The following is a 26992-nucleotide window of genomic DNA, read 5'->3' on the forward strand; positions in this document are numbered from 1 at the left end:
TATGTCGATCAGTGAATCCGGCCCGTCTGCAACGGGAACCAGCTCCTCTTCGCGGCGCCTGGGTGCCGCCTTCCTTGGGTTGCTGCACAGCCATGTCGAACTGTTCGGCATCGAACTGCAGGAACAAAAAGCCCGCACCGTCAGCCTGTTGCTGTTTGCCGGCCTGGCGCTGGTGTTTGCATTGCTGTTGCTGGTAGGGCTGTCGACACTGGTGCTTATCGTGTTCTGGGACACGTATCGCCTGACCGCCATCATCGGTCTCTGTGTGTTCTACACCCTCGCTGCCATATTTTGCGGAATGCGCTTGAGAGCGGCGATTTTCGATGAGTCCTCGCCCTTCCACGGCACGCTCGAAGAACTGGCCAACGATCGGGAGCGCCTGCTGCCATGAGCCTGCCTGAATTGCCACACAACAGCTCACGCACGGAAATGCGCAAGGCCCTGATCCGCCTGCGCATGGAAATGCATCGTCAGGAAATCCGCCACGAATCCGCGCAACTGCTGCAACCGTTGCAACGCGTGCGCGGGATGACGCAAAACCTGCAGGACGGTTTCGGCATCAAACACGCCCCTCTCTGGGGCGTGGCCGCCATCACCTTGCTGGGCTTTCTGACCGGCAAAAGTGCAAAAAACGGCGGCGGCCTAAGCAGCCTGACCCGACTGATCCGCCTCGGCACCACACTGGGGCCGCTGATCACACTGATCATGCAGGGTTCGCGCAAAGACTGATCAGTATCTTTCCGGCTGCATTCTTGCCACGTCAACGGGATGCGCCTCTCTATCGAGAGGCGCATCCCGTATGCCTGCTGCTCATCGATATTGACGCCGACGGACTGTAGTTCCGCTTGCAGGTCATGGCGCGAAACGGGAAGCTAGGCCATCAGTCACCCGACGGAGAGCCCCCGCCTTGGATTGGCACACCCTGCTTACTCGCGAACGTCTCGGAAAACCTCTGCACAGCCCTGAAGAGCTCGGCCGCAGCCCTTTTCACAAAGACCACGACCGCATCATTTTCTCGGGGGCTTTCCGCCGCCTCGGGCGCAAGACCCAGGTCCATCCGGTATCCAGCAATGATCACATTCATACACGCCTGACACACTCGCTGGAGGTCAGTTGCGTGGGTCGCTCATTGGGCATGCGGGTCGGCGAAACCATCCGCAATGCCCTGCCCGACTGGTGCGAACCCAGCGATCTGGGGATGGTGGTGCAATCGGCTTGCCTGGCACACGACATCGGCAACCCGCCTTTCGGCCATTCCGGTGAAGACGCGATCCGTCACTGGTTCCAGCAAGCCGCCGGCCGTGGCTGGCTGGATGCAATGAGTGAAGCCGAGCGCAATGACTTCCTGAATTTCGAAGGCAATGCCCAGGGCTTTCGGGTACTCACTCAACTGGAGTATCACCAGTTCGACGGCGGCACCCGTCTGACCTATGCAACGCTGGGTACGTACCTGAAATATCCATGGACGGCCAAACATGCTGACTCGCTGGGATACAAGAAACACAAGTTCGGCTGTTATCAGAGCGAGCTGCCACTACTGGAGCAGATCGCCAATAAACTCGGTCTGCCGCAACTGGAGGAGCAACGCTGGGCGCGGCATCCACTGGTGTACCTGATGGAGGCCGCCGACGACATCTGCTATGCGCTGATCGACCTGGAGGACGGCCTGGAAATGGAGTTGCTGGAATACGCCGAAGTCGAGTCACTGCTGCTAGGCCTGGTGGGCGACGACTTGCCGGAGACCTATCGCCAGCTCGGTCCCGGCGATTCGCGCCGACGCAAACTGGCGATCCTGCGCGGCAAAGCCATCGAGCACTTGACCAATGCCGCGGCCCGCGCCTTCGTCGAGCAACAGGACGCGCTGCTGGCAGGTACATTGCCCGGCGACCTGGTGGAGCACATGCACGGGCCCGCCAAGCGTTGTGTGCTGAACGCCAAGGACATGGCCCGCAAGAAAATCTTCCAGGACAAGCGCAAGACCCTGCACGAGATCGGCGCCTACACCACGCTGGAAATCCTGCTCAACGCCTTTTGCGGCGCAGCGCTGGAGCAACACAACGGTCGGACCCCGTCGTTCAAAAGCCGCCGCATCCTTGACCTGCTGGGCAACAATGCACCCGACCCTCACGGCCCATTACACACATCGTTCTTGCGCATGATCGATTTCATCGCCGGCATGACCGACAGCTATGCCAGTGACATGGCCCTGGAAATGACCGGGCGCGCCAGCCACTAAGGCGTATCGACTGATCAGCCATTACGGCATTCGTCATGGCTGATCCCCCTTTCAAACTCCAACAGCACTCAAGCTTCGTCGAATCGCCCTACAACATATGGCGAGCAAACTGATCGCTTGTCCGGCACGCTCGCGAAACAATCGCCCTCCTTTCTGTTCGACAGATGAAGTGCGCCCCATGGCCGAAGACGATCTACGCATCCTTGTGGTGGAGGACCACCCCTTCCAACTTATAGCCACTCGATACCTGCTGGAAAGTTATGGTTTCACCCGACTGACGACCACCGACAGCGCCAAAGATGCCATGCAGCAAATGCTCGGGGCCGACCAGCCGTTCGACATCCTTTTATGCGATCAATGCCTGCCCGATCTGACGGGACTCAATCTGGTCCGGTTCGCCAGCCAGCGAGGACTTATCAGACAGGCGATCATTCTAAGTAGCCTGACGACGTCTGAACTGGATGAACTTGTAAAAACGGCCACTGAGCACGGCCTGCCATTATTGGGTTATTTGATAAAACCATTGAAACAATCTGAATTTAGAGATTTGTTGACCTCGGCACAAGTGCAGAAAAAACACATCTAAAAACCGACGAACACACAGCGAAAAACTTACAAACATCTTCCTTTAAAGCCCCCACAAGCGCTAAATTTTCTCTCCTTTCCTAATAAAAAACCTAGTTAATACGTAGCCCCATTCCTTTTAATCTGTAGGACTTCTCCTATATTGTTGCTACAGCTCAGTCAGTTCATGCGTCCCCTCAAGTATCTGAGCTAAGGTGCGCGCTTTATTTGAGCTCGCATGGGACTTGATTATGAACTCCGTTTTTATTGTCGATGATCACCCGGTTATCCGCCTTGCCGTTCGAATGTTACTGGAACATGAAGGTTACAAAGTCGTTGGCGAAACGGATAATGGGGTCGACGCCATGCAGATGGTTCGCGAGTGCATGCCGGATCTGGTCATTCTCGACATCAGCATTCCAAAACTGGATGGCCTGGAAGTACTATCCCGATTCAACGCAATGAGTGCCCCTCTTAAAACACTGGTGTTGACAGCACAATGCCCAACGCTTTTCGGTATTCGCTGCATGCAATCCGGTGCATCAGGCTATGTCTGCAAACAAGAGGACATCAGTGAGCTGGTCAGCGCCATAAAAGCGGTATTTTCTGGTTACAACTATTTTCCGAGCGAGGCTTTGAACCCCGTCCGTGGAGATGAAACACGCTGCATCGAACTGGAACTGTTCAAATCCGTAAACGACCGGGAACTGATGGTCTTGCAACTTTTTGCCCAAGGTCGCACAAACAAGGAAATCGCCAAGGGCATGTTTCTGAGCAACAAGACCGTGAGTACCTACAAAAAGCGTCTCATGCAGAAACTCAAAGCCAAATCCCTGGTTGAACTCATCGAGATGGCAAAACGTAACGCGCTAGTGTGAGAGTCTGGATGCCCAGCCGTTTGAAGGTCTTTCTGATTCAAGTGACCGCAGGTCTATGCGTGAGTACCTCGTTGTTCGGGGCACCGGGCAATGAACACTACACGCTGCTCAGCCGATCGAAGGCCGGGGCGCTGGAGGTTCGACTGGATGAATCCCAGCGACAATGGATAAAACGCAAGAGTCAACTGACCCTCGGGACGTCAGCCCCGGACTATCCCCCTTTCGACCTGACCACCAGTGGCCAGGACTATGAAGGGTTTACCGCCGATTACGCCGGTCTTCTGGAAAAAACAACCGGTTTGCCCGTCAAGGTTCAGCGCTTCGATTCCCGAGGGGCCGCAATCGCTGCACTGGAGAACGGCGAAGTCGATCTGCTTGGCACCGCCAATGGATTCGAAGCTGGCAATGCCGACATTGCACTGTCCATACCCTATGCCGTCGACCAACCTGTATTGGTGACCCGCGAAGGGGAAACCCGTTCCCTCACCGATGGCCTGGCCGGATTGCGCCTGAGCATGGTTTATCACTACTTGCCGCTGGCGGAAGTCACCGCGTTGTACCCAAAGGCGATCATCACGTCCTATCCGTCCTACCAGAATGCGATCAACGCTGTTGCTTTCGATCAGGCGGACGTGTTTCTCGGTGACACCATCTCAACTCACTACATGATCAACAAGGGGTACTTGAACAACATCCGGATGGCCAACTTCGGTAAACATGAAGCCTTTGGTTTCAGCTTTGCCGTTAACAGGAACAACCCCGAGTTGCGTGGCATCATCAACACGATGATCAGGGCCATCCCCACCAGTGAACGAGAAAGCATCGCCAAACGCTGGAGTGCCGGTAGCGACATTCTGCTGACCGATCAAAAGCTGCAACTCACTGAACGGGAAGAACGCTGGCTGGCACACCACCCGATAGTGCGCGTCGTCGTCAACGAAGCCTTTGCACCGCTGACGTTTTTCGATAGCAATGGTAACTTTCGCGGGGTCACCGCAGATCTGCTTGAGCTGATCAGGCTGCGCACCGGCTTGCGCTTTGACATCCAGCACAGCCGCAGCGATGACGAGATGATCAAACAGATCAAGGACAACAAGGCCGATGTGATTGCCCCATTACTCCCGAGCGCCCAACGTCAAACCCAGCTGAACTTTACCCGCCCCTTCCTGGAAAATTCCTACGTCCTGCTGACCCGCAAAGCCGCCGACAGCCCGATCAACCTCGAGCAGTTGCAGGACAAGCGCCTGGCTATTGCCCGCGGCAATCCAATCATGGATTACCTGCGCAGAGAATTTCCCCGGATCAGGTTGATCGAGACCCCGGACACCTTCAGCGCCGTAGAGTTACTCGCCGAAGGTCAGGCCGAGGGGGCGGTGAACTCACTGATCATTGCCAATTACTTCATTTCGTCGCGGCTGTTCGAGCACACATTGCAAATCAGCACCACCATCGGCACCGAGCAGGCAGCGTTTTCCCTTGCCACCGCTCGGGGTGCCAAAGAGCTGAACGCGATCCTCGACAAGGCTTTACTGAGCATCTCACCGGAGGAGCTGAGCATCATCAACAATCGCTGGCGCGGCTATTCGGCGTCCTCGCAAAACACTTGGCGCAACTATCAAAGACTGTTCTACCAAATCGTCTTCGGTGCAGGCGTGCTGCTGCTGATTTCCATTGCGTGGAACGACTACATGCGACGCCAGATCAAGCAGCGCAAGGCCGCAGAGCGTGCGTTAAACGATCAGTTCGAGTTCATGCGATCGCTGGTCAATGGCACGCCCCATCCGATCTACGTACGTGATCGCCAGGGGCTACTGCAAAGTTGCAACGACAGTTACCTGCAAGCGTTCTGCGCCAAGCGTGAAGATGTCATCGGCAAAAGCGTCATGCAGGGATCGAAGAGCAATGCATTCGAAGCCCGGGAGTACCAGGCTGACTACCAACGCGTGGTGGCCGAGGGCAGACCGTTGATTGTCGATCGCGAGCTGCATATTGGTGGCCGACGACTGACGATTTATCACTGGATTCTTCCCTATCGGGATTCCAGCGCAAAGGTGCAAGGCATTATCGGTGGCTGGATCGACATCAGCGAACGACGGCAACTGCTCGATGATCTGCGTTGCGCGAAAGAACAGGCCGATAACGCCAACCGGGCCAAAAGCACGTTTCTGGCCACGATGAGCCATGAGATCCGCACTCCAATGAATGCAATCATTGGCATGCTCGAACTGACACTCAAGCGTCTTGATCATCAACACCCGGAACGTCCGGCCATCGATGTCGCGTACAACTCGGCGAAAGGGTTGCTGGAGGTGATTGGCGACATTCTCGACATTGCCAGAATCGAATCAGGACGCTTGAGCCTGAGCCCGGAGCGCGTCAATCCGGGTGAACTGGTGGCCTCGGCCGTGCGGATTTTCGATGGCCTGGCTCGACAGAAGGAACTCGAACTGGTGCTGGAGTTTTCATCGGCCAACCCGACCTTCGACGTGTTACTGGACCCTTTGCGCTTCAAGCAAGTGCTGTCCAACCTGATCAGCAATGCCATCAAATTTACGGAGCAAGGCCAGGTCCGGGTCATTGTCGAGCTGCACCCGGCAACGCAACCCGAGCGCGTGCAAATGCGGGTGCAAGTTCACGACAGCGGTATCGGGATCAGCGAACAGGATCAACAGCGCCTGTTCGAACCCTTTGCCCAAGCCGACAACACCATGCAATCTGCCAGGGGGGGCGCAGGGCTTGGGCTCGTGATCAGCCGCAATCTCTGCGAAATGATGGGCGGCAGTCTGCAATTACGCAGCGAGCCGGGTGTCGGCACTCAAGTGGAGTTGCTGCTGCAACTGGAAACGTTGCCGCTGCAACAGTCAGCCCAGGTGGCCGAAACGCAAATAGTCGTCGCCACAACCCCATTGAATGTCCTGGTAGTCGACGATCACTCGGCCAATCGCTTGCTCACGTGCCAGCAATTGGAGTTTCTTGGACATCGATTTACCGTCGCGGCCGATGGCCAGGAGGGACTGGAGGCATGGAAAAACCAACCGTTTGAGCTGGTGATTGCCGATTGCAACATGCCGGTCATGAACGGGTACGAGCTGACCCGAGCCATTCGCCAGCATGAACGACAAAACCATCGCCCTCCCTGCACCGTTCTTGGCTTTACCGCCAACGCCCAACCAGAAGAAGTACAACGCTGTAAACAAGCCGGAATGGACGACTGCCTGTTCAAACCCCTCAGCCTCAGCGCCTTGAGTCAATGGGTGCAAGGCATTGAACCCTCCCATGCCCCCCCTGCGTTCAGCCTCCATGGATTGAAACTGCTGACCGGGGGAAACCCGATGTTGAACCGGCGATTGCTGAACGAGTTGGTGAGCAGCAACCGCCAGGATCTGCAAACGCTGCTGTTGCTATCCAGCTCCGGAGATACGCAGGCGCTGCAGGACATTGCCCACAAAATCAAAGGCGCAGCCCGGATAGTGCAGGCCTCCCGCCTGATCGACCGCTGCGAGGCACTCGAAGCAGCCTGCCATGAGGATTTCGATCGCGCAAAAGTGACTGGATGCTGCAAATCCATGGAGCGCGCCATGCTGGAGTTGGAGGACGCGTTACTACGTCAGATCGAGCATTACGACGAAGGCAAAGTGACAGAGCCTTAACTATGCTTGGACCCTCGGCAGGGTGTTGACCATCATGGAGAAACCCGCAATGCCTGACCCACTGCGCACGGATCCACGCCGGTTTCCACTGCATGTCCATATCAGCGTGATGTTCACCTTTTTGTTGCTGCTGACTGGGGTGGTGCTGGGTCTTTTCAACTACCGGCAAACTACACAAATCATACTGTCCAGCAGTGAAAAACTGTTCAACCGCATTGAGCAGGATGTCCGCCTGGACCTGCATGCAACCTATGAACCCATTCGTCATCTGTTGAGCCTGCTGGCACTCAATCCGGCAGGCCAGTCCCCTGATCTGGAGCAACGCCTGGCACTGCTCGAACCGTTCAGCCAGTCACTCGAGGACAACCCCAATCTGGCTTCGCTGTACCTGGGCTACGACAATGGTGACTTTTTCATGGTCCGCCCGCTACGCACCCCAGAAGTCAAAGCCCTGGTCGGGGCTCCGGACACGGCGGCTTACCAGGTCTGGAGCATCGAACACACCAGCAGTGGCCAGGCCCACTCCCAGTCTTTGTTTTTCGACCGGAACCTGACACTTGTAAGCCGTCTGGAAAACCTTAAAGACACGTACGACCCGCGCAATCGTACCTGGTTTATCAGCGCCCGCAGCGAAAATGACCAGATCACGACCGAACCCTATATCTTTTTTTCCACCCACAACATTGGCACGACGCTGGCGCGCCGCAATGGCGACAAGGCAATCATGGCCGCTGACCTGACCCTGGCCGAACTCAGCGCGACCCTGGCCAAGCACGTCGTGACCCCCAATACCGAAATCGTGCTGTTCGATGCCCAAGGCAATGCCATTGCCTACCCTGACAGCCACAGACTGATCATCGATGATCAGACGTCCCGCCTGATCAAGGCGGCGGATCTGAGCCCCAGCCTGGGTACGTTGCTCAACTCCCCCCCTCAAGGCAGTCGCCTGAACGCCAATGGCCGGCAGTGGATCGTGGCGCGCAGCAGCATGCAGGAAGGTGGCCCCCAAGGCCTGCAACTGGCTCTGCTGGTACCGGAAGACGAATTGCTCGTCGACGCTTACCGGATGCGCTGGAAAGGTGCGCTCATTACCCTGGCAACGCTGCTATTGTGCGTGCCGCTGGGTTGGCTGACATCAAGAGTCCTGGTCAAACCCTTGCGCGCCCTGGTGCAGGAGGCCGATGCGATTCGCAGTTTCAATTTCAATTTTCCGCTTTCCCGTCGCTCGCCGGTGCTCGAAGTCGACCAGTTGAGTGTGTCGATGGCACGGATGAAAGACACACTGGCGAGCTTCTTCCAGATCACTGACAGTCTCAGTGCCGAAACCCGTTTCACCCCGCTGCTGGAGCGGGTGTTGTTTGAAACCGTGAAGATCGGTCAGGCCCAGGCCGGCCTGATCTATCTGCGCGAAGGTGATGGCCAGCACATGGAACCCCACGGGCTGGTCATCGATAACACCGCCGAAAATCCGCAATCCTTCGACATCCGCGGACACTCGCTCGATAACGCGCAAAGCCCCCCATGGCTGCACCAGTTGGCAAACGTCGACAATGTCGTCAGCAATCTGGGTTTCGAGCAGGCGGGTGATCTGCAGAAAATCCTGCTCGCACTGAAAAGTCCTCGGGTCCACCTGATCGGAATCCGCCTGCACAATCGTCACAACGAAACCGTGGGCCTGCTGGTGTTGCTATTGGCCGACAGTGGCGAGCAGAGCGATCTGGACAAACTGCGGCCGGACCGCATTGCGTTTCTCCAGGCGGTGTCCGGCGCAGCTGCCGTGTGCATCGAAAGCCAGCGCCTGCAAGCCCGGCAAAAACAGCTGATGGACGCCTTCATTCAACTGCTGGCCGGTGCCATCGACGCCAAAAGCCCCTATACCGGCGGCCATTGCCAGCGCGTGCCGGAACTGACCCTGATGCTTGCCCAGGCGGCGGCAGCCAGCCAGGAACCCGCCTTCAGCGCCTATCAGCCGACCGAAGATGAATGGGAGGCACTGCACATCGCCGCCTGGCTGCACGATTGCGGCAAGATCACCACACCGGAATACGTCGTAGACAAGGCCACGAAGCTGGAAACCCTGACCGATCGCATCCACGAAATCCGTACCCGCTTCGAGGTACTCAAGCGCGATGTCTGGATCAGCTACTGGCAGGCCGTTGCCCAGGGCGGTGACGAGCAATCGCTGGCAGAACTGCGCAATGCCAGCCTGGCCGGGCTGGATGATGATTTCGCCTTCGTTGCCCGCTGCAATCTCGGTGGCGAAGCCATGGACGACGCTGATCTGCAGCGCCTGCGGCGTCTGTCTGAACGCACCTGGACCCGAACCCTGGATGACCGGCTGGGCGTGTCCTGGGAAGAAAACCGGCGTCAGGCCCGAACGCCAGCCCCTACCCTGCCCGTCAGCGAACCGTTACTGGCGGACAAACCCGAGCACCTGTTCGAACGCGGCGAAAACGAAGTGATACCGCAAGATAATCCTCTGGACTTCAAACTCGACGTCCCGCCCCACAAATACAACCGGGGTGAGCTATACAACCTGAGCATTGTCCGGGGCACCCTGACGAGCGAGGAGCGTTATGTGATCAATAACCACATCGTTCAGACGATCCTGATGCTCAACCATCTGCCGTTCCCCGGGCACTTGCGCAGTGTCGCGGAAATAGCCGGCGGGCATCACGAAAAAATGGACGGCAGTGGTTATCCGAAACGCTTGAAGCGAGAAGAAATGAGCCTGCCGGCGCGGATGATGGCAATTGCCGATATTTTCGAAGCGTTGACTGCCGCCGACCGCCCCTACAAAAAAGCCAAGACCTTGAGCGAGGCGTTGGGCATCATGGCGTTGATGTGCCGTGATGCCCACATCGACCCGGAACTGTTCGGGCTGTTCATCAAGGCACAGATCCATTTGCAGTACGCCAAGCGCTTCCTCGCCCCTGAGCAGATCGATGCGGTGGACGCGTCGAGTCTGCTGGCCAAGGCAGGCCTGGCGTCTTGATCAGCAGTCGGTCAGGCGCAGGAAAATCGCCGCCAGCTGTTCGATTCCAGCCTGGTCCTGTGCGGTGAAACGCGCCAGTTTCGGGCTGTCCAGATCAAGCACGCCGATCAACCGGCCGTCCTTGACCAGCGGCACCACCAGTTCGCTGTTCGAGGCGCTGTCGCAGGCGATGTGTCCGGGGAACGCGTGCACATCTTCAACCAACTGAGTCTGCAAGGTAGCTGCCGCTGTCCCGCAAACACCGCGCCCGAACGGAATCCGCACGCAAGCGATCTGCCCCTGAAACGGGCCCAGCACCAATTCCTCATTGCGGTTGAGGTAGAAACCGGCCCAGTTCAGGTCATCGAGCTGATTGAACAGAAACGCCGAGAACTGTGCGGCATTGGCGATGAAATCCCGCTCGTCCGCCAGCAAGGACTCCAGTTGCGCGTGCAGCATGCCGTAGCCTTCGAGGCCTTGGCCGCTCTTTTGTAAATCGATCATGCCTTGTGCTCCAACAGTTTCAGCCCGACCCAATAACGGGCAAATTGATAAGCGCAACGTCCATTGCGATTGCCCCGGCCAGTGGCCCAGCGTACCGCCAGAATGTCCAGCTCTTCCGTGCGCTGCCACGCCAGTCCGGCCTTGTCGGCCAACTGGCCGATCCAGTGCTCGACGACGTTCAGGAAATGCTCCTGGGTAAACGGATAGAACGACAGCCACAAACCGAAACGGTCCGACAGCGCGATCTTGTCTTCCACCGCCTCGCTGGGATGCAGTTCGCCGTCGACCCGTTGCCAGTTTTCGTTGTCACTTTCCTTTTCCGGCACCAGGTGGCGACGGTTGGACGTGGCGTACAGCAAAACATTGTCCGGTGCCTGTTCCAGCGAGCCATCAAGGACGCTTTTGAGCACTCGGTAATCGCCCTCGCCCGACTCGAACGAGAGGTCATCGCAAAACAGCACGAAACGCTGGGGCAGCTTGGCAAGCTGCTCGACCACTCGCGGCAGGTCTGCCAGGTGATCACGTTCAATCTCGATCAAACGCAAACCGGCTTGAGCGTGCTCGGCCAACAAGGCGCGCACCAGCGACGACTTGCCGGTGCCGCGCGAGCCCCAGAGCAAGGCGTGGTTGGCTGGCATGCCATCGAGGAACTGTTGGGTATTGCGTCCAAGCTGCTCGACTTGCCGGTCGACGCCGATCAGGTCCGACAGACGCATGTCGAGGCTGACCTCCAGCGGCATCAGATAACCGCCGCGCGACTCTCGCTGCCAGCGCGCGGCCAGGCATTGTGCCCAGTCGATGGCTGGCCGGGGTGCCGGCAGCAACGGCTCGATACGGGCCAGAACGGCATCGGCGCGTTCAAGAAAAGCATTCAATCGGGAATCCACGACTTCTCCTCGGGCACGTTCACAGTAATGATGGTGATACAGCGACGAAATACAGCGTCAGACAACTGGTGCCCCACGGTACGGGCCTCGCGACAACATAAGTAGGCAGGCATGATCGACTATGCTTGAGCAGCGAAAGGAAACGAAAGTGGTTCACCCCCCGATGGATATCAAATTCACCAACCGGCTGTCATTCAAACAGGCCCGGCTTACCGTGCTGGTCGGTTTCATTCTGGGCACGCTGCTCAGCCTGCTGCAAATAGGCATCGATTATGCCAGTGAAGACGCCTCCATCAATCGTGAAATCCTTTCGTTACTGGAAATCAGCCACAACCCGGCCTCGCGAATCGCCTACAACATCGACGCCGAACTCGCCAAGGAACTGACCCTGGGCCTGCTGCGCTCGCCGGCGATCATCAGCGCGAAACTGACCGACAACAACGGCACCGTGCTGGCCAGCGTCAAGCGACCCGGCATGCAAAACGGTTACCGGATGTTCAGCGACTTCCTGTTCGGCGCCAATCGACAGTTCGAAGACCGACTTTACCTGGATAACTTGCCCAGCGAATCCTTGGGTACGCTGCAGCTGAACGTCGACACTTATGCCTTCGGCGACCGGTTCCTGCGCCGGGCCGAAGTGACCCTGCTCAACGGCTTCGCCCGCAGCCTGCTGCTGTCCGGCATCCTGCTGGCGCTGTTCTATGTGATGCTGACCAAACCCCTGGTGCGGGTCATCCGTGAGCTCAGCGGTCGCGACCCGAGCAGTACCGAACCGACGTCACTGGAATGCCCCGCCGGGCACGCCAATGATGAGATCGGTGTGCTGGTCAAGGTTGCCAGCCAGCAGTTCAAGAACATCGCCACCGAAATCCAGCAGCGGCGCAACGCGGAAAACCGCCTGACCGAGTATCTGGGCCAACTGGAAAACATCGTCTCGGCCCGTACCGCCGAACTCAAGGCGATCAATGACCGGCTGAGCCAGTCCAACCAGGAGCTGGAGGTCGCCCGCAGTACAGCCCTCGACATGGCCGACGCCCGCTCGGTATTCCTGGCCAACATGAGCCACGAAATTCGCACGCCCCTCAATGGCTTGCTCGGAATGATCGCGCTGTCCCTCGACGGGCCGCTGAATGCCGAACAACAGCAACAGCTGTCGATCGCCCATGACTCGGGCAAAGTGCTGGTGGAATTGCTCAACGATATTCTCGATTTGTCGAAGTTCGATGCCGGTCAACTCGAACTCGAACACATCCCCTTCGATCTCGGCTCACTGATCGAAGACACCGCCAACCTGTTGTCGCAGAACGCCGCCCCCAGTGTCGAACTGACCTGCCTGATCGATCCGCATTTCCCCGCACTCGTGCTCGGCGATCCGACCCGGGTCCGGCAGATCGTCAGTAATTTGCTGTCCAACGCCCTCAAGTTCACCCGCTTCGGGCGTGTCGACGTGCGCCTTTCGACGCTCGGGGACGGTGTCAGAATCGAAGTGTGCGACACCGGCATCGGCATTCCTCAGGATGCCCAGGTCAAGATCTTCCAGCCTTTCACCCAGGCCGGTGCGGGTATTACCCGCCAATTTGGCGGCACCGGGCTGGGCCTGGCGCTGACCTACAACCTTTGCAATGCCATGCAAGGGCGCCTGACGATCAGCTCCGAGCCGGGTTTTGGCAGCCAGTTCTGCGCGGACTTGCCATTGCCCGGCCATACCCGTGCAATGCCTGCTGCTTTGCTCAAGGGTAAAGTCGTCGCCATCACGACAGCCAGCAGCGGGCTGGGCGAATTGCTCAACAGTCTGTTGCCTGGTTGGGGGCTGGACTATGAACGGCGCTCCATGGATGACCCACTACTTGGCCTGACAGGCGACGTGCTCATCACCGACTGCCCCGAATGCCTGTTCAATTTGCGCCCCACCCTTGGCGCCCCGATCCTGCTGGTCACCGCTTATGGCAACTTCATGCCCGGCGAAGAGGCCAACGCCCTCACCCCTTTGCAACAACAGGCACGCCCCCTGGCACGCAATACGTTGTATCAGACGTTGCGGCGGATCCTGCAACCGGAAACCCACCCGATCAACGATGCCCGACTCGACACGCAATGCCCGCAACGCCGCGGGCGCGTGCTGCTGGTGGAAGACAATCCGGTCAACCAACTGGTGGCCAAGGGCATGCTCGGCAAACTTGGCTGCGAGGTCGCCACCGCGGCTCATGGTGCCGAGGCCCTGGATCAACTCGAGCAACGGGATTTCGACCTGGTGCTGATGGACTGCAACATGCCGGTGATGGATGGCTATGAAGCCAGCCGGCAAATCCGCCGTAGCGGACGCTGGCCCCAACTGCCCATCGTCGCCCTGACGGCCAACGCCATGTCGGAAGAGCGCGAACGCTGTCGTGCCGCGGGTATGAGCGACTACCTGGCCAAACCCTTCCGGCGAGAAGAACTGGCCGCCCTGCTGGACTTGTGGATCCCCGCTACGACAGCGCCTTGATCTGTCCCAACAGGTGATCGAGACCATCGCGCAACTCGTTGAGACGATTCAGGTCGACCCCGCTGTCGCACAATAGACGTGCCTTGAGTGGCCCGACCTGATCGCGCAAGGCCATGCCGGCCGGCGACAGGCTCAGATGCACTTCACGCTCATCGCGCGCAGAACGCTGGCGCTGCACCAGTTGCAGTTGTTCGAGGCGCTTGAGCAACGGGGTCAGCGTGCCGGAATCCAGGGCCAAACGCTCACCCAATGCCTTCACGGTCGGTTGCTCCGGGGCTGCTTCCTGCCACTCCCAAAGCACCAGCATCGCCAGGTACTGAGGGTAAGTCAGGCCCAACTGATCGAGCATTGGCTTGTAGGCGCGAATGACCGCACGGGAAGCAGCGTACAGCTTGAAACACAGCTGGCTGTCGAGCTTCAGGGAATCGACTGACAGGGTATTCATTTGAGCAGGGCTTCGATCTCGCGGGTCAGGTCCTGCGGCTTGGTCGCCGGAGCGAAGCGCTTGACCAGTTGCCCGTCCTTGCCAATCAGGAACTTGGTGAAGTTCCACTTGATGCCCTGGGAACCCAGCACACCCGGTGCGCGCTTTTTCAACTGCACGAACAGAGGGTGGGCACCGGCACCATTGACTTCGATCTTTTTGAACAGCGGGAAGCTGACACCGAAGTTCAGCTCGCAGAATTCGGAGATCGCCCCTTCATTGCCCGGCTCTTGCTTGCCGAACTGGTTGCAGGGAAAGCCGAGCACCACCAGCCCCTGGTCCTTGTAGGTCTGCCACAGCTCTTCCAGGCCTTTGTACTGCGGAGTAAAACCACACTTGCTGGCCGTGTTGACCACCAGCACGGCCTTGCCGGCGAAATCCGCCAGAGTCTTTTGCTCACCCTTGATCGTGGTGCAAGGGATGCTCAGCAGGTTGTCGCTCATGATGAAAGCTCCGGATTCGGGAAGATAAGCAAAACATAGCGAGCAATTGAATTGTGTGCAATTTAAATTATCGAACGCCAATCCACTGTAGGAGCGAGCTTGCTCCGGGAGGCGCTCCGACGATGGTCGTCAACGAAAACGCGGGAAGCCTGGTGCTCCGAGTTGTTCTCTGGTCCATCGCGAGCAGGCTCGCTCCTACAGGGCTCGCATTACTCGCGCGGCACCAGGTCCAGGCACACCGAGTTGATGCAGTAACGCAGGCCGGTAGGCGGTGGGCCGTCCGGGAACACGTGTCCCAGGTGCGCATCGCATTTGGCACAAACCACTTCGGTGCGGATCATGCCGTGGCTGACATCACGGATTTCGGTCATCGCGCTGTCGCCGATCGGCGCATAGAAGCTCGGCCAGCCGCAACCGGAGTCGAACTTGGTTCTGGAGTCGAACAGCGGCTCCTTGCAGCAGATGCAGTGGTAAATACCGTCGGTCCTGGTGGCGTTGTACTTGCCGGAAAACGGTCGTTCGGTGCCTTTGAGGCGGCACACGTTGTACTGCTCTGGATCAAGCATCGCCTTCCATTCTTCCAGGGTTTTTTCCAACTTTTCCATCATCACACCTCAGCGGCTGAAAAAGCCCGATCTGTACCTTTTCCACGGATCGGGCGGCACGTATGATTGCGCCTCGTCAAACGCCAGTCTGGCAGCCAGACCACGCGCATTCAAACGGAAATATGGGTGCTGCATCTCAAGGCGTCAGGCCTGTGTGAATACGCAGGATTCCCAGCACGGCTATCCAAACGCCGTCTGGATCGTTCATTTTCGGGAACACATCGCCATGCAGGTCAGCAAATCGAACAAGCTCGCCAACGTCTGCTATGACATTCGCGGCCCGGTGCTCAAGCACGCCAAACGCCTGGAAGAGGAAGGCCATCGCATCCTCAAGCTGAACATCGGCAACCCGGCGCCTTTTGGGTTCGAAGCGCCGGACGAAATCCTCCAGGACGTGATCCGCAACCTGCCGACCGCGCAGGGCTACAGCGACTCCAAGGGGCTGTTCAGTGCGCGCAAGGCCGTGATGCAGTATTACCAGCAAAAGCAGGTAGAAGGCGTCGGCATCGAAGACATCTACCTGGGCAACGGCGTTTCCGAGCTGATCGTGATGTCGATGCAGGCCCTGCTCAACAATGGCGACGAAGTGCTGGTGCCTGCGCCTGACTATCCGTTGTGGACCGCAGCAGTAAGCCTTTCGGGCGGCAATCCGGTGCACTACCTGTGCGACGAGCAGGCCAACTGGTGGCCGGACCTGGCCGACATCAAGGCCAAGATCACCCCGAACACCAAGGCACTGGTGATCATCAACCCGAACAACCCGACTGGCGCGGTGTACTCGAAAGAAGTGCTGCTGGGCATGCTGGAACTGGCCCGCCAGCACAATCTGGTGGTGTTCTCCGACGAGATCTACGACAAGATCCTCTACGACGATGCCGTGCACATCTGCACCGCCTCCCTGGCGCCCGACCTGCTCTGCCTGACCTTCAACGGCCTGTCCAAGTCCTATCGCGTGGCCGGTTTCCGTTCCGGCTGGATCGCCATTTCCGGCCCGAAACACCACGCCCAGAGCTACATCGAAGGCATCGACATGCTGGCGAACATGCGCCTGTGCGCCAACGTGCCCAGCCAGCATGCGATCCAGACCGCCCTGGGTGGCTATCAGAGCATCAATGACCTGGTGCTGCCGCCGGGCCGCTTGCTGGAACAACGCAACCGCACCTGGGAATTGCTCAATGACATTCCAGGCGTGAGCTGCGTCAAGCCGATGGGCGCGCTGTATGCATTCCCGCGGATCGACCCCAAGGTCTGCCCGATCCACAACGACGAAAAATTCGTCCTCGACCTGCTGCTCTCCGAAAAGCTGCTGGTGGTTCAAGGCACCGCATTCAACTGGCCATGGCCAGACCACTTCCGCGTCGTGACCCTGCCACGTGTCGATGACCTGGAGATGGCCATCGGACGTATTGGCGGCTTCCTCAAGTCCTACCGCCAGTAAGCGACCAGTCACCGTGCGACGCTCCTGCACGTCGCACGGTGATTCATCCGGCAACACTTTTTTGCACTCCGCTGCTGGCTGGCGCTGTGCCCGCTGCCAGATAACATCTTGCCTGCTCCCACCTGACAGAGGTGGGGCCTTCGACATGAACTGACTGACAAACACTTCCCGCACTCGCACCGGAAATACCCTGCAAACAGCTAGACTGTTGCCGTAGGACACAGTTTGAAATAGTCACCCGGTTGAATACCCCGGTGCAGCACCTTATATACCCCGCAGTACGCTACATCTTTAGCATGAGGAGATTTCTACAACCATGATGCGCATCCTGCTGTTCTTGGCCACTAACCTGGCGGTCGTGCTGATTGCCAGCATCACCCTGAGCCTTTTCGGCTTCAACGGGTTCATGGCGGCCAATGGGGTTGACCTCAACCTCAATCAGCTGCTGATTTTCTGTGCGGTCTTTGGTTTCGCCGGTTCGTTGTTCTCGCTGTTCATCTCCAAGTGGATGGCGAAGATGAGCACCAGCACCCAGATCATCACCCAGCCACGCACCCGTCACGAGCAATGGCTGCTGCAAACCGTCGAGCAACTGTCCCGTGAAGCCGGGATCAAGATGCCCGAAGTCGGTATCTTCCCGGCCTACGAGGCGAACGCCTTCGCCACCGGCTGGAACAAGAACGACGCACTGGTAGCGGTCAGCCAGGGTTTGCTCGAGCGCTTCTCGCCGGATGAAGTGAAGGCCGTTCTGGCCCACGAAATCGGCCACGTGGCCAACGGCGACATGGTCACCCTGGCGTTGATCCAGGGCGTGGTGAACACCTTCGTGATGTTCTTCGCACGGATCATCGGCAATTTCGTCGACAAAGTGATCTTCAAGAACGAAGAAGGCCAGGGCATTGCCTACTACGTCGCGACCATCTTCGCCGAACTGGTTCTGGGCATCCTGGCCAGCGCCATTGTCATGTGGTTCTCGCGCAAGCGCGAATTCCGCGCCGACGAAGCCGGTGCAAACCTGGCCGGCACCGCCGCGATGATTGGCGCCCTGCAACGCCTGCGGGCGGAACAAGGCCTGCCGGTGCACATGCCCGACACCCTGAACGCCTTCGGCATCAACGGTGGCATCAAGCAAGGCTTCGCTCGCATGTTCATGAGCCACCCGCCACTGGAAGAGCGTATCGACGCCCTGGCTCGCCGCCGCGGCTGAGAGGCGCCACAGCAAATGAAAAGGCCCGCAGTGATGCGGGCCTTTTTTGTCTGCTTGAATATTGAGTGTTCTTTCAGCCCTCTTCGCGAGCAGGCTCGCGAAGAGGCCAATGCAGCTAACCGTTATTACCGATTGGAAACCCGATACACCCGCTCTTCAAGCCGCGTCACACCCGCTTCAAGGAACTTCCCGCTCTCGCTCAAGACATCCTGATCCTCCAGGACCTTCAATCCCCACGAAGTCCCGAACAACCGCTGCACTTCATCATCGAGCACAGCAAATGGCGGTCCGGACATTTCAGCCTGATCGTAGTCCAGTGTGATCAACAACCCCAGAGAGCCCTTGGGCAGAATCCGCTTCAGATGCGTCGCATACCGCTCGCGCATCGATGGCGGTAACGCAATCAACGCGGCGCGATCGTAAAGCGCAGAGCAATCAGCGACATCGCCTGGTGTCAACGCAAAAAAATCTCCGCACCAAAGCTCGATGGAGCCCGCCCGATAGACGCTGAAAGGCCCTTGCTCACTGACGGCCGGATCCAGTTGATGCTCACTGAAGAAGTCCTCCACAGCCTTCTCCGACAATTCGATACCCAGGACCTCATGCCCGCAGTGCGCCAGCCACAACAGATCCAGGCTCTTGCCGCACAACGGCACCAGCACCCGTGCGCTTTCTTCCAGGCCCAGCTGTGGCCAGAACCGTTGTAGATGTGGGTTCACCTGCGGAAGGTGAAAGCCGATCTGATTCGACGCCCACTTCTTGTGCCAAAACTCCGGCTGCATAATTAACCCCGAAAATTCGATCAAAACACCCTAAAACTTATATTAGATTTAGATTAATGATCTGACTGATGATGTTGCATCTTAACTCTCAGGAGCTCATTCATGTTCCCCAGCCTGTACATATCCCACGGCTCCCCCATGCTCGCTCTGGAGCCCGGCGCCAGCGGGCCGGCACTCGCCCGCCTGGCCGCTGCAATACCAAAGCCCAAGGCCATCGTGATTGTGTCTGCGCACTGGGAAAGCAATGAGCTGCAGGTCAGCGGCAATCCACAACCGGAAACCTGGCATGATTTCGGCGGCTTTCCCAAAGCCCTGTTCGAGGTCCAGTACCCCGCTCCTGGCGCCCCACAGCTGGCAGATGAGGTAGTAGAGCTGCTTAAATCCAACAACCTCCCTGCACACATCGACAGCAAACGGCCTTTCGACCATGGCGTCTGGGTGCCTTTATCGCTGATGTACCCGCAAGCAGACATCCCGATTGTGCAGGTATCACTGCCCACCCGTGGCGGCCCCGCCCTGCAGACCCGCGTTGGCCACGCGCTGGCCAGCCTGCGCGAACACGGCGTCCTGCTGATCGGCTCCGGCAGCATCACTCACAACCTGCGAGAACTGGACTGGCATGCCGGCCCCGAGAGCGTGGAGCCCTGGGCCCTGGTGTTTCGCGACTGGATGATCGAGAAGCTCGCAACGAACGACGAAGCCGCGCTGCACGACTACCGCGCACAAGCACCGAATGCCGCTCGCAACCATCCCAGCGACGAACACTTGTTGCCGCTGTACTTTGCCCGCGCCGCCGGTGGGCAGTTCAGCATTGCCCATCAGGGGTTCACCATGGGTGCGCTGGGCATGGACATTTATCGCTTCGGTTGAGCGCAAACCGAGCCGCGAAGACCGCACCGCCGATTGAAAGGCAAAAAAAATCCCCGAACCAGTCGGGGATTTTTCATGCTCGATCAATCGGCCCGAGAGCGGATCAATCTTCGCGGTAGCGACGCAGTTTCAACTGCTTGCCGGCAACACGAGTGTCCTTCAGCTTGGTCAGCAACTTCTCAAGACCATCTTCCGGCAGCTCGACGAGGCTGAAGCTGTCACGCACCTGGATGCGACCGATCGCTTCACGCGCCAGACCACCCTCGTTGAGGATGGCGCCCAGCAGGTTCTTGGCGGCGATACCGTCACGCGCGCCCAGCGCGGTACGGCAGCGTGCACGGCCTTCGCCCAGTGGCATCGGAGCACGACGCTCGCGGTCGCCACGCTCAGGGCGATCACCGGAACGCTCTGGACGATCGCCACGCGGTGCATTGTTCGGCACCAGTGGACGCTCTTTCTCGATAGCGGCCAGGTTCAGCGCTTGACCGTTGGTAGCCTTGCGTAGCAGGGCAGCGGCCAGGGCACGCGGGCTGCAACCGATGTCGGCAGTCAGACGATCCAGCAGATCACCATGGGTCGATTCGGCCTCGGCCACCAGCGGCGACAGGCTGTTGGTCAGTTTCTTGATGCGAGCATCCAGAACGGCTTGAGCGTCCGGCAGGCGAACTTCAGCAACCTTCTGACCGGTTACACGCTCGATCACTTGCAGCATGCGGCGCTCGCGCGGAGTCACCAGCAGCAGTGCACGACCTTCGCGACCGGCACGGCCGGTACGGCCGATACGGTGAACGTAGGATTCCGGGTCGTACGGCATGTCAACGTTGAACACGTGAGTGATGCGTGGAACGTCCAGACCACGAGCGGCAACGTCAGTCGCCACAACGATGTCCAGACGGCCATCCTTGAGGGAGTCGATCACGCGCTCACGCTGGTTCTGGGCGATGTCACCGTTCAGCGCGGCGGCTTTGTAGCCTTTGGCTTCCAGGGCACTGGCCAGATCCAGGGTCGCTTGCTTGGTGCGTACGAACATGATCAGGGCGTCGAAATCTTCCACTTCCAGCAAGCTGAGAACGGCCGAAGTCTTCTGGTCAGCGTGAACCAGCAGGTGAGCCTGCTCGATCGCGGTAACGGTCTGGGTCTTGCTCTGAATCTTGACGTGCTTCGGATCGCGCAGGTGGCGTTCGGCGATGGCACGGATCGATTGAGGCAAGGTTGCCGAGAACAGTACGGTCTGACGGGTTTCCGGCATGGCCTTGAAGATGACTTCCAGGTCGTCCATGAAGCCCAGCTTGAGCATTTCGTCGGCTTCGTCGAGAACCAGGTGGTTCACGGTCGCCAGTACTTTTTCGTCGCGACGCAGGTGGTCGCACAGACGACCCGGAGTGGCGACAACGATTTGTGCGCCATTACGGATTGCTTTCAGTTGTGGGCCCATCGGCGCGCCGCCGTAGACAGCCACAACAGTCACGCCCGGCATTTGCTTGGCGTAGGTTTCGAAAGCGGTTGCAACTTGTAGCGCCAACTCACGAGTTGGGGCCAGGATCAGAGCTTGCGGCTCGCGCTTGGACGGATCAATGCGGTGCAGAATTGGCAGAGCAAAGGCAGCGGTTTTACCGGTACCGGTTTGCGCCTGACCAATCATATCGTGACCGGCGAGAATGATCGGAATCGACTGCTGCTGAATGGCCGAAGGCTCTTCATAGCCGGTAGCGACTACTGCAGCGACAATATTGGGATGAAGTTCAAGAGCGGCGAAGCCGCCGATTTCCTGGGTCATGGGTCTGCCTCTAAGTGCATCCGCAAAGACCCATGCTCCAAAGCTGCGCATGCCGTGTTGAGACTCAAGAGTCGCCCTGGCAGCTTTGTCGGCGGGGATTTGCGAAAACGAATGAATGAAAAGAATCGTCAAGGAAGAGTCCGCTGGGCGGACGTGCAGCCGAAGCTGGCTTCGGGGAATTGCGCTACCTAAACGCGGCCCGGTTAAAGGCCGGCGCGCACTATACCGGAATTCGCCAAAAAAGGGAGCTTTTTTTATCGAAAATCCGCCGGATACACCGTTGTGCCACAGGCTTTGCGAATAATCGGTCAGCCGTCTATTTTTCAAAGGCCCGGCCTTGCGGGTGATGGCGCTAAAACGGTTCACCCTTTGCAGTGCAGACCGCCGGTCTGGCACGCCTTTCCTACCCCCGAGGGTCACTTCATGAATCAGCCCAGCTCCAGTCGAGTCAGCCGCGAACGGCGTGGTCATGTGTTCCTGATCGGTCTGGATCGGGTGGCCAAGCGCAACGCCTTTGACCTCGACCTGCTCAACGAATTGAGCCTGGCCTATGGCGAGTTCGAAGCCGACAGCGAGGCGCGCGTGGCGGTGGTGTTCGGTCACGGCGAGCACTTTACCGCCGGGCTCGATCTGGTCAATGCCAGCCTCACACTCGCTGAAGGCTGGCAAGTCCCCCCTGGCGGCTGCGATCCGTGGGCGGTGTTCGCAGGTCCCAGGGTCAGCAAGCCGGTAATCGTCGCCGCCCAAGGCTATTGCCTGACCATTGGCATCGAGTTGATGCTGGCCGCCGACATCAACCTGTGCGCCAGCAACACCCGGTTCGCCCAGATGGAAGTGCAGCGTGGGATCTTCCCGTTCGGCGGTGCCACCCTGCGCCTGCATCAGGTCGCCGGCTGGGGTAATGCCATGCGCTGGCTGTTGACCGGGGATGAATTCGATGCCCGGGATGCGCTGCACCTGGGCCTGGTGCAGGAAGTCATGGCCAGTGAGGACTTGCTACCCCGGGCAGTTGAACTGGCCGAGCGGATCGCCCGTCAGGCACCGCTTGGGGTGCAGGCGACGCTGATGTCGGCGCGACAGGCCCGGTATGAAGGAGAAACCGCCGCAGCGCAAGGATTGCCAGCGCTGGTCAAGAAGTTGATGGCCAGCGAGGATATCAAGGAAGGTGTGCGGTCGATGGTGGAGCGACGGCCTGGCGTGTTCAAAGGGGTTTAGCTTTTGCAGTGGCTTTGAAGGCCCCTCCGGGCGGCGTTCCGACGAAGGGGCCCGTCCAGACAATCAATCAGGTCGCCGGGCGAATGCACTTGATCAACGAATCCAGCGAATACCCCAACCGCGGTGCCAGCGCTTCGGCGCGAGCGGTCAGACCGTCCATGTCCAGTTCCTGATCCAGCTCCGACGGCACGATCAGAATCACATTGCCCTCCTTCACCGGCAGCTCCCAGTAATGTCGATGGTACAAACCACGCAACAAGGCAGCGCCCAAGGGTTTGCCATCGTCGGTAGCCCATTGATTGATGACCAGCCAGCCCCCCGGACTCAATCGTTTCTGGCAGTTTTCCAGAAAACTCCAGGCCAGGTGCCCGACACCCGGACCGACATCGGTATAAAGGTCGACGAAAATCAGATCGGCCGACTCGGCAGTGTCGAGCAGCTCCAGCGCATCGCCAACGCGGATATAAAGGCGCGGATCGTCATCCAGCCCCAGGTACTCAATGGCCAGGCGCGGTACGTCCGGACGCAGTTCAATGGCTTCGACATCTTCCAGCGGCAGGAACTTGAGGCAGGCCTGAGTCAGCGTCCCGGCGCCGAGGCCGAGAAACAGCGCGCTTTCCGGGTGCTCATGGCACAGCGCGCCGATCAGCATCGCCCGGGTATAGTCGTATTCGAGCCAGCTCGGATCGGCGGTGAACACGCAGCTTTGCTCGATGGCATCGCCGAACTCGAGAAAACGGTAATCGGCCACTTCCAGCACACGAATCACGCCGAACTCGTCCTGTACCTCGGCGAGCAGATGCTCGACGCGCTCCTCAGTCATTTCATCTCCTGATCGTCACCGGGGCCGGCAACGCAATAACACCGCGTGTAGAGAGCGGCAAAGGCGAGATTGTCGGTGAAGCGACGGTAACAGGTCACGCACTAATTTGCTGATAACATGGAGGTCCGAGCGAAAACACTAGAGACCGTGATGAGCCAACCCTGGAGCCCCGACAGCTGGCGCGCCCTGCCGATCCAGCAACAACCCCAATACCCCGACGCCGCGCATTTGCATCAGGTCGAGCAGACCCTGGCCAGCTATCCGCCACTGGTGTTTGCCGGTGAAGCCCGGGAGTTGCGCCGTCAGTTTGCCGAGGTGACCCAGGGCCGCGCGTTTCTGTTGCAAGGCGGCGACTGCGCCGAAAGCTTCGCAGAATTCTCCGCCGCGAAAATTCGCGACACCTTCAAGGTGCTGTTGCAGATGGCGATCGTGATGACGTTTGCCGCCGGCTGCCCGGTGGTCAAGGTCGGGCGCATGGCCGGGCAGTTCGCCAAGCCGCGCTCGGCCAACGACGAAACCATCAATGGCGTGACCCTGCCCGCCTACCGCGGTGACATCGTCAACGGCATCGGTTTCGACGAAAAAAGCCGCGTGCCGGACCCCGAGCGCCTGTTGCAGTCCTATCACCAGTCCACCGCCACCCTGAACCTGTTGCGCGCGTTCGCCCAGGGCGGGTTTGCCGACCTGCATCAGGTGCACAAGTGGAACCTGGACTTCATCGCCAACTCGGCGCTGGCGGAAAAATACAGCCACCTGGCCGACCGCATCGATGAAACCCTGGCGTTCATGCGCGCCTGCGGCATGGACAGTTCGCCGCAGCTGCGCGAAACCAGCTTCTTCACCGCCCACGAAGCGCTGCTGCTGAACTACGAAGAAGCCTTCGTGCGTCGCGACAGCCTGACCAATGATTACTACGACTGCTCGGCCCACATGCTGTGGATCGGCGACCGCACCCGCCAGCTCGACGGTGCCCACGTCGAATTCCTGCGCGGGGTGAACAACCCGATCGGGGTCAAGGTCGGCCCGAGCATGAACCCGGACGACCTGATTCGCCTGATCGACGTGCTCAACCCGGACAACGACCCGGGCCGTCTGAACCTGATCGCACGGATGGGCGCGAACAAGGTCGGCGATCACCTGCCGCAGCTTATCCGCGCCGTCCAGCGTGAAGGCAAGCAGGTGCTGTGGAGTTCCGACCCGATGCACGGCAACACGATCAAGGCCAGCAGCGGCTACAAGACCCGCGACTTCGCGCAGATCCTTGGCGAGGTGAAGCAGTTCTTCCAGGTGCACGAAGCCGAAGGCAGCTATGCCGGTGGTATCCATATCGAAATGACCGGGCAGAACGTTACCGAGTGCATCGGTGGTGCGCGGCCGATTACCGAGGACGGTTTGTCGGATCGCTACCACACCCATTGCGATCCGCGTATGAATGCCGATCAGTCACTGGAGCTGGCGTTTTTGATTGCCGAGACACTGAAACAGGTTCGGCGCTAAATCGCGCCGCGCCCTTCGCGAGCAGGCTCGCTCCCACATTGGACCGCGCTCCCCTGTGGGAGCGAGCCTGCTCACGATGGGGCCAACTCAGTCACCGCCAATTTGTGAAAATGCCACCCGTAACCGCGCCGCACTCGCCCGCGGGCAATTCAACTGAACCTGCGCCAACCCCAGCCAATCCGCCATCTGCCGCAGATTGACCGCCAATGCCTGCATCCCCTCGTCGTCCAGCCCGGACTCCTCTTCATGCACCGCATGCACTGCCAAACGGCCGGCCGCCCGTTCGGCGCGCAGATCGACCCGTGCGGCAATCCGTTCGTTGTGCAAAAACGGCAAAACGTAATAGCCGTAAACGCGCTTGTCCTGTGGCGTGTAGATTTCCAGCCGATAGCGGAAATCGAACAGACGCTCCGTACGGCTGCGCTCCCAGACCAGCGAATCGAACGGCGAGAGCAATGCACTGGCCGCGACTTTGCGCGGCACTTTGGGCTCGGGCAGACAATAGGCCGGTTGTCGCCAACCCTCGACTTCGCAGGTCAGCAATTCACCGGCCTCGACCAGCTCAGCCAAACGCTGGCGACTGTCTGCAGGGTTCAAGCGGAAATAGTCACGCAAGTCCTTCTCAGTACCGACACCCAAGGCCGTTGCCGCATGCCGCAACAGGCCGCGCTGGGCGTCGTCTTCACTCAGGACAGGGTGCGCAAGAATCGCCGAAGGAATCACCCGCTCCGGCAGATCGTAGAGCCTTTCGAATCCGCGCCGTCCGGCAACGGTCACCTCACCGGCAGCGAACAGCCATTCCAGCGCATGCTTTTCCGCGCTCCAGTCCCACCAGGGCCCGGCCCGTTCCTGACGGGTCGACAGGCTCCCGGCGCCAAGCGCGCCCTGCTCCTCAACCGAAACCAGCACCCGCCGAATCGTGTCTTGCTGCTCACGCCCAAAACGCGCCAATTGCTGATAAATGTCTTCGCCACGGCTCGCACGCTGCATGCGCCAGCGCAGCAACGGGTACATGGAAAGAGGCAACAACGAGGCTTCATGGCCCCAATACTCGAATAGTGTTCGTCGACGGCCCTGACTCCAGGCAGCCTGATCGAGTAAATCGGAAGAATAATTGCCGAGGCGGGAAAACAGCGGAAGGTAGTGCGAACGCACCAATGCATTGACCGAGTCGATCTGCAAAATGCCCAGCCGTTCGATCAGGCGATTGAGCGCAACAGCCTTGATCGCCGCTGGCGGTTGCCGCCCGTTGAACCCTTGGGCGGCCAGCGCCAGACGCCGAGCCTGTTTGAGGGTAAAGGACAATGTTGCGGGCATGGGTACCTCCTTGTCTGCTCGCAACCTACCTCACCGGTAAGGGGTTTGTGTAGCGTGGCATTCATCATTTATGCATCGGATCATTCCAGAACGGTTTGATCGACTCGTTCTCCACATCCGCACGGCTCATGCCGATGTCCTTGAGCGCTTCGTCGCTCAAGCTCGCCAGCAGTTCGCGCTCGCGATGCAGTTCGTACCAGCGGCCGAACTTGTGCAGCAGATCGGATATCAGGTGAATCGAGTGTTTTTCTGCACCATGGAACTCGTGTTGACCTTTCATCTTGTTGCCCTCCGTTTGGATGGCTCCAGTCTCGCGCCGGGTCTAAGATCAATCCAACGAATGTTTCTGATGTCAC

At 59.0% G+C, this 26992-nt stretch carries 23 protein-coding genes; 13 read left to right on the plus strand and 10 right to left on the minus strand.

The window, feature by feature from the left end; genetic code table 11:
• Window position 1: 1 nt before the first annotated feature.
• The 7 genes from CAF65_RS04875 (at window position 2) to CAF65_RS04905 (ending at window position 10323) form a co-directional block, all read left to right on the plus strand.
• A complete protein-coding gene (locus CAF65_RS04875) occupies window positions 2–391 on the plus strand; it encodes a phage holin family protein (RefSeq protein WP_085715302.1) in 390 nt (129 codons plus the stop codon).
• Window positions 388–729 carry a hypothetical protein gene (locus CAF65_RS04880; protein ID WP_085715303.1) on the plus strand — a complete coding sequence of 114 codons (342 nt, stop codon included), beginning with the start codon at window positions 388–390 and terminating at the stop codon, window positions 727–729. The genes CAF65_RS04875 and CAF65_RS04880 overlap by 4 nt, the downstream gene beginning before the upstream one ends.
• Window positions 730–907: 178 nt before the next feature.
• Complete coding sequence (locus CAF65_RS04885; RefSeq protein ID WP_085715304.1) at window positions 908–2236, plus strand: deoxyguanosinetriphosphate triphosphohydrolase; 1329 nt, start codon at window positions 908–910, stop codon at window positions 2234–2236.
• A gap of 178 nt (window positions 2237–2414) precedes the next feature.
• A complete protein-coding gene (locus CAF65_RS04890; protein ID WP_085715305.1) occupies window positions 2415–2822 on the plus strand; it encodes a response regulator in 408 nt (135 codons plus the stop codon).
• A gap of 229 nt (window positions 2823–3051) precedes the next feature.
• The gene (locus CAF65_RS04895; protein ID WP_085715306.1) at window positions 3052–3678 is read left to right on the plus strand and encodes a response regulator transcription factor; all 627 of its coding nucleotides are present in this window, start codon (window positions 3052–3054) and stop codon (window positions 3676–3678) included.
• Between the two features lie 8 nt (window positions 3679–3686).
• Entirely contained in the window at window positions 3687–7328 is a 3642-nt protein-coding gene (locus CAF65_RS04900) for a transporter substrate-binding domain-containing protein (protein WP_085715307.1), read from the plus strand.
• Between the two features lie 49 nt (window positions 7329–7377).
• Window positions 7378–10323, plus strand: coding sequence for an HD domain-containing phosphohydrolase (locus CAF65_RS04905; protein ID WP_085715308.1), 2946 nt, complete (start codon window positions 7378–7380; stop codon window positions 10321–10323).
• Here the strand turns inward: CAF65_RS04905 and CAF65_RS04910 are convergent, their stop codons facing one another.
• Both CAF65_RS04910 and CAF65_RS04915 read right to left on the minus strand, forming a co-directional pair.
• Complete coding sequence (locus CAF65_RS04910; RefSeq protein ID WP_008002666.1) at window positions 10324–10806, minus strand: GAF domain-containing protein; 483 nt, start codon at window positions 10804–10806, stop codon at window positions 10324–10326.
• Window positions 10803–11693, minus strand: coding sequence for an ATP-binding protein (locus CAF65_RS04915; RefSeq protein ID WP_085715309.1), 891 nt, complete (start codon window positions 11691–11693; stop codon window positions 10803–10805). Before CAF65_RS04915 ends, CAF65_RS04910 begins: the two co-directional genes overlap by 4 nt.
• Window positions 11694–11814: 121 nt before the next feature.
• On the opposite strand from CAF65_RS04915, the gene CAF65_RS04920 reads away from it, so the two are divergent.
• Entirely contained in the window at window positions 11815–14178 is a 2364-nt protein-coding gene (locus tag CAF65_RS04920) for a response regulator (RefSeq protein ID WP_085715310.1), read from the plus strand.
• Here CAF65_RS04920 and CAF65_RS04925 read toward each other — a convergent pair.
• The 3 genes from CAF65_RS04925 to msrB form a co-directional block, all read right to left on the minus strand.
• Window positions 14162–14623: a MarR family winged helix-turn-helix transcriptional regulator gene (locus CAF65_RS04925; protein ID WP_085715311.1), complete on the minus strand. Its 462-nt coding sequence runs from the start codon at window positions 14621–14623 to the stop codon at window positions 14162–14164. The two genes, CAF65_RS04920 and CAF65_RS04925, sit on opposite strands and share 17 nt — an antisense overlap.
• Window positions 14620–15105: a glutathione peroxidase gene (locus tag CAF65_RS04930; RefSeq protein WP_008002671.1), complete on the minus strand. Its 486-nt coding sequence runs from the start codon at window positions 15103–15105 to the stop codon at window positions 14620–14622. Before CAF65_RS04930 ends, CAF65_RS04925 begins: the two co-directional genes overlap by 4 nt.
• 209 nt (window positions 15106–15314) lie before the next feature.
• Complete coding sequence (msrB, locus tag CAF65_RS04935) at window positions 15315–15710, minus strand: peptide-methionine (R)-S-oxide reductase MsrB (RefSeq protein WP_085715312.1); 396 nt, start codon at window positions 15708–15710, stop codon at window positions 15315–15317.
• Between the two features lie 226 nt (window positions 15711–15936).
• On the opposite strand from msrB, the gene CAF65_RS04940 reads away from it, so the two are divergent.
• Window positions 15937–17148: a pyridoxal phosphate-dependent aminotransferase gene (locus CAF65_RS04940; protein WP_008017190.1), complete on the plus strand. Its 1212-nt coding sequence runs from the start codon at window positions 15937–15939 to the stop codon at window positions 17146–17148.
• A 316-nt stretch (window positions 17149–17464) separates the two neighbouring features.
• On the plus strand, window positions 17465–18355 hold the full coding sequence (gene htpX, locus CAF65_RS04945) for a protease HtpX (RefSeq protein WP_007973520.1): 891 nt from the start codon (window positions 17465–17467) through the stop codon (window positions 18353–18355).
• A 125-nt stretch (window positions 18356–18480) separates the two neighbouring features.
• On the opposite strand, the gene CAF65_RS04950 is transcribed toward htpX, so the two are convergent.
• Window positions 18481–19137 (minus strand): thiopurine S-methyltransferase, encoded by a 657-nt coding sequence (locus CAF65_RS04950; protein WP_085715313.1) that lies wholly within the window; start codon window positions 19135–19137, stop codon window positions 18481–18483.
• Between the two features lie 102 nt (window positions 19138–19239).
• Here CAF65_RS04950 and CAF65_RS04955 point away from each other — a divergent pair, with 102 nt between their 5' ends.
• Window positions 19240–20007, plus strand: a complete 768-nt coding sequence (locus CAF65_RS04955; protein WP_085715314.1) for a class III extradiol ring-cleavage dioxygenase — start codon at window positions 19240–19242, stop codon at window positions 20005–20007.
• A gap of 103 nt (window positions 20008–20110) precedes the next feature.
• On the opposite strand, the gene CAF65_RS04960 is transcribed toward CAF65_RS04955, so the two are convergent.
• Window positions 20111–21784 carry a DEAD/DEAH box helicase gene (locus tag CAF65_RS04960; RefSeq protein WP_007973525.1) on the minus strand — a complete coding sequence of 558 codons (1674 nt, stop codon included), beginning with the start codon at window positions 21782–21784 and terminating at the stop codon, window positions 20111–20113.
• Between the two features lie 423 nt (window positions 21785–22207).
• On the opposite strand from CAF65_RS04960, the gene CAF65_RS04970 reads away from it, so the two are divergent.
• Entirely contained in the window at window positions 22208–22999 is a 792-nt protein-coding gene (locus CAF65_RS04970) for a crotonase/enoyl-CoA hydratase family protein (protein ID WP_085715315.1), read from the plus strand.
• A 67-nt stretch (window positions 23000–23066) separates the two neighbouring features.
• On the opposite strand, the gene CAF65_RS04975 is transcribed toward CAF65_RS04970, so the two are convergent.
• The gene (locus CAF65_RS04975; protein WP_085715316.1) at window positions 23067–23822 is read right to left on the minus strand and encodes a spermidine synthase; all 756 of its coding nucleotides are present in this window, start codon (window positions 23820–23822) and stop codon (window positions 23067–23069) included.
• Between the two features lie 150 nt (window positions 23823–23972).
• Between CAF65_RS04975 and CAF65_RS04980 the strand changes: the two genes are divergently transcribed.
• Window positions 23973–25319 (plus strand): class II 3-deoxy-7-phosphoheptulonate synthase, encoded by a 1347-nt coding sequence (locus tag CAF65_RS04980; protein ID WP_085715317.1) that lies wholly within the window; start codon window positions 23973–23975, stop codon window positions 25317–25319.
• Window positions 25320–25406: 87 nt separating this feature from the next.
• Here CAF65_RS04980 and CAF65_RS04985 read toward each other — a convergent pair whose 3' ends face one another.
• A complete protein-coding gene (locus tag CAF65_RS04985) occupies window positions 25407–26636 on the minus strand; it encodes a winged helix-turn-helix domain-containing protein (RefSeq protein ID WP_085715318.1) in 1230 nt (409 codons plus the stop codon).
• A gap of 64 nt (window positions 26637–26700) precedes the next feature.
• Window positions 26701–26916 carry a DUF1127 domain-containing protein gene (locus tag CAF65_RS04990; RefSeq protein WP_008017198.1) on the minus strand — a complete coding sequence of 72 codons (216 nt, stop codon included), beginning with the start codon at window positions 26914–26916 and terminating at the stop codon, window positions 26701–26703.
• Between the last annotated feature and the right edge of the window lie 76 nt (window positions 26917–26992).

The sequence above is a fragment of the Pseudomonas sp. B28(2017) genome (assembly GCF_002113025.1).
Classification (GTDB): domain Bacteria; phylum Pseudomonadota; class Gammaproteobacteria; order Pseudomonadales; family Pseudomonadaceae; genus Aquipseudomonas.

Coding starts and splice junctions, on each gene's coding strand:
- CAF65_RS04920 (WP_085715310.1), top strand. CDS start 11,815: ATGCTTGAGCAGCGAAAGGAAACGAAAGTGGTTCACCCCCCGATGGAT.
- CAF65_RS04985 (WP_085715318.1), bottom strand. CDS start 26,636: ATGCCCGCAACATTGTCCTTTACCCTCAAACAGGCTCGGCGTCTGGCG.
- CAF65_RS04930 (WP_008002671.1), bottom strand. CDS start 15,105: ATGAGCGACAACCTGCTGAGCATCCCTTGCACCACGATCAAGGGTGAG.
- msrB (WP_085715312.1), bottom strand. CDS start 15,710: ATGGAAAAGTTGGAAAAAACCCTGGAAGAATGGAAGGCGATGCTTGAT.
- CAF65_RS04960 (WP_007973525.1), bottom strand. CDS start 21,784: ATGACCCAGGAAATCGGCGGCTTCGCCGCTCTTGAACTTCATCCCAAT.
- CAF65_RS04925 (WP_085715311.1), bottom strand. CDS start 14,623: ATGAATACCCTGTCAGTCGATTCCCTGAAGCTCGACAGCCAGCTGTGT.
- CAF65_RS04905 (WP_085715308.1), top strand. CDS start 7,378: ATGCCTGACCCACTGCGCACGGATCCACGCCGGTTTCCACTGCATGTC.
- htpX (WP_007973520.1), top strand. CDS start 17,465: ATGATGCGCATCCTGCTGTTCTTGGCCACTAACCTGGCGGTCGTGCTG.
- CAF65_RS04875 (WP_085715302.1), top strand. CDS start 2: ATGTCGATCAGTGAATCCGGCCCGTCTGCAACGGGAACCAGCTCCTCT.
- CAF65_RS04955 (WP_085715314.1), top strand. CDS start 19,240: ATGTTCCCCAGCCTGTACATATCCCACGGCTCCCCCATGCTCGCTCTG.
- CAF65_RS04910 (WP_008002666.1), bottom strand. CDS start 10,806: ATGATCGATTTACAAAAGAGCGGCCAAGGCCTCGAAGGCTACGGCATG.
- CAF65_RS04950 (WP_085715313.1), bottom strand. CDS start 19,137: ATGCAGCCGGAGTTTTGGCACAAGAAGTGGGCGTCGAATCAGATCGGC.
- CAF65_RS04970 (WP_085715315.1), top strand. CDS start 22,208: ATGAATCAGCCCAGCTCCAGTCGAGTCAGCCGCGAACGGCGTGGTCAT.
- CAF65_RS04980 (WP_085715317.1), top strand. CDS start 23,973: ATGAGCCAACCCTGGAGCCCCGACAGCTGGCGCGCCCTGCCGATCCAG.
- CAF65_RS04940 (WP_008017190.1), top strand. CDS start 15,937: ATGCAGGTCAGCAAATCGAACAAGCTCGCCAACGTCTGCTATGACATT.
- CAF65_RS04900 (WP_085715307.1), top strand. CDS start 3,687: ATGCCCAGCCGTTTGAAGGTCTTTCTGATTCAAGTGACCGCAGGTCTA.
- CAF65_RS04880 (WP_085715303.1), top strand. CDS start 388: ATGAGCCTGCCTGAATTGCCACACAACAGCTCACGCACGGAAATGCGC.
- CAF65_RS04990 (WP_008017198.1), bottom strand. CDS start 26,916: ATGAAAGGTCAACACGAGTTCCATGGTGCAGAAAAACACTCGATTCAC.
- CAF65_RS04895 (WP_085715306.1), top strand. CDS start 3,052: ATGAACTCCGTTTTTATTGTCGATGATCACCCGGTTATCCGCCTTGCC.
- CAF65_RS04890 (WP_085715305.1), top strand. CDS start 2,415: ATGGCCGAAGACGATCTACGCATCCTTGTGGTGGAGGACCACCCCTTC.
- CAF65_RS04975 (WP_085715316.1), bottom strand. CDS start 23,822: ATGACTGAGGAGCGCGTCGAGCATCTGCTCGCCGAGGTACAGGACGAG.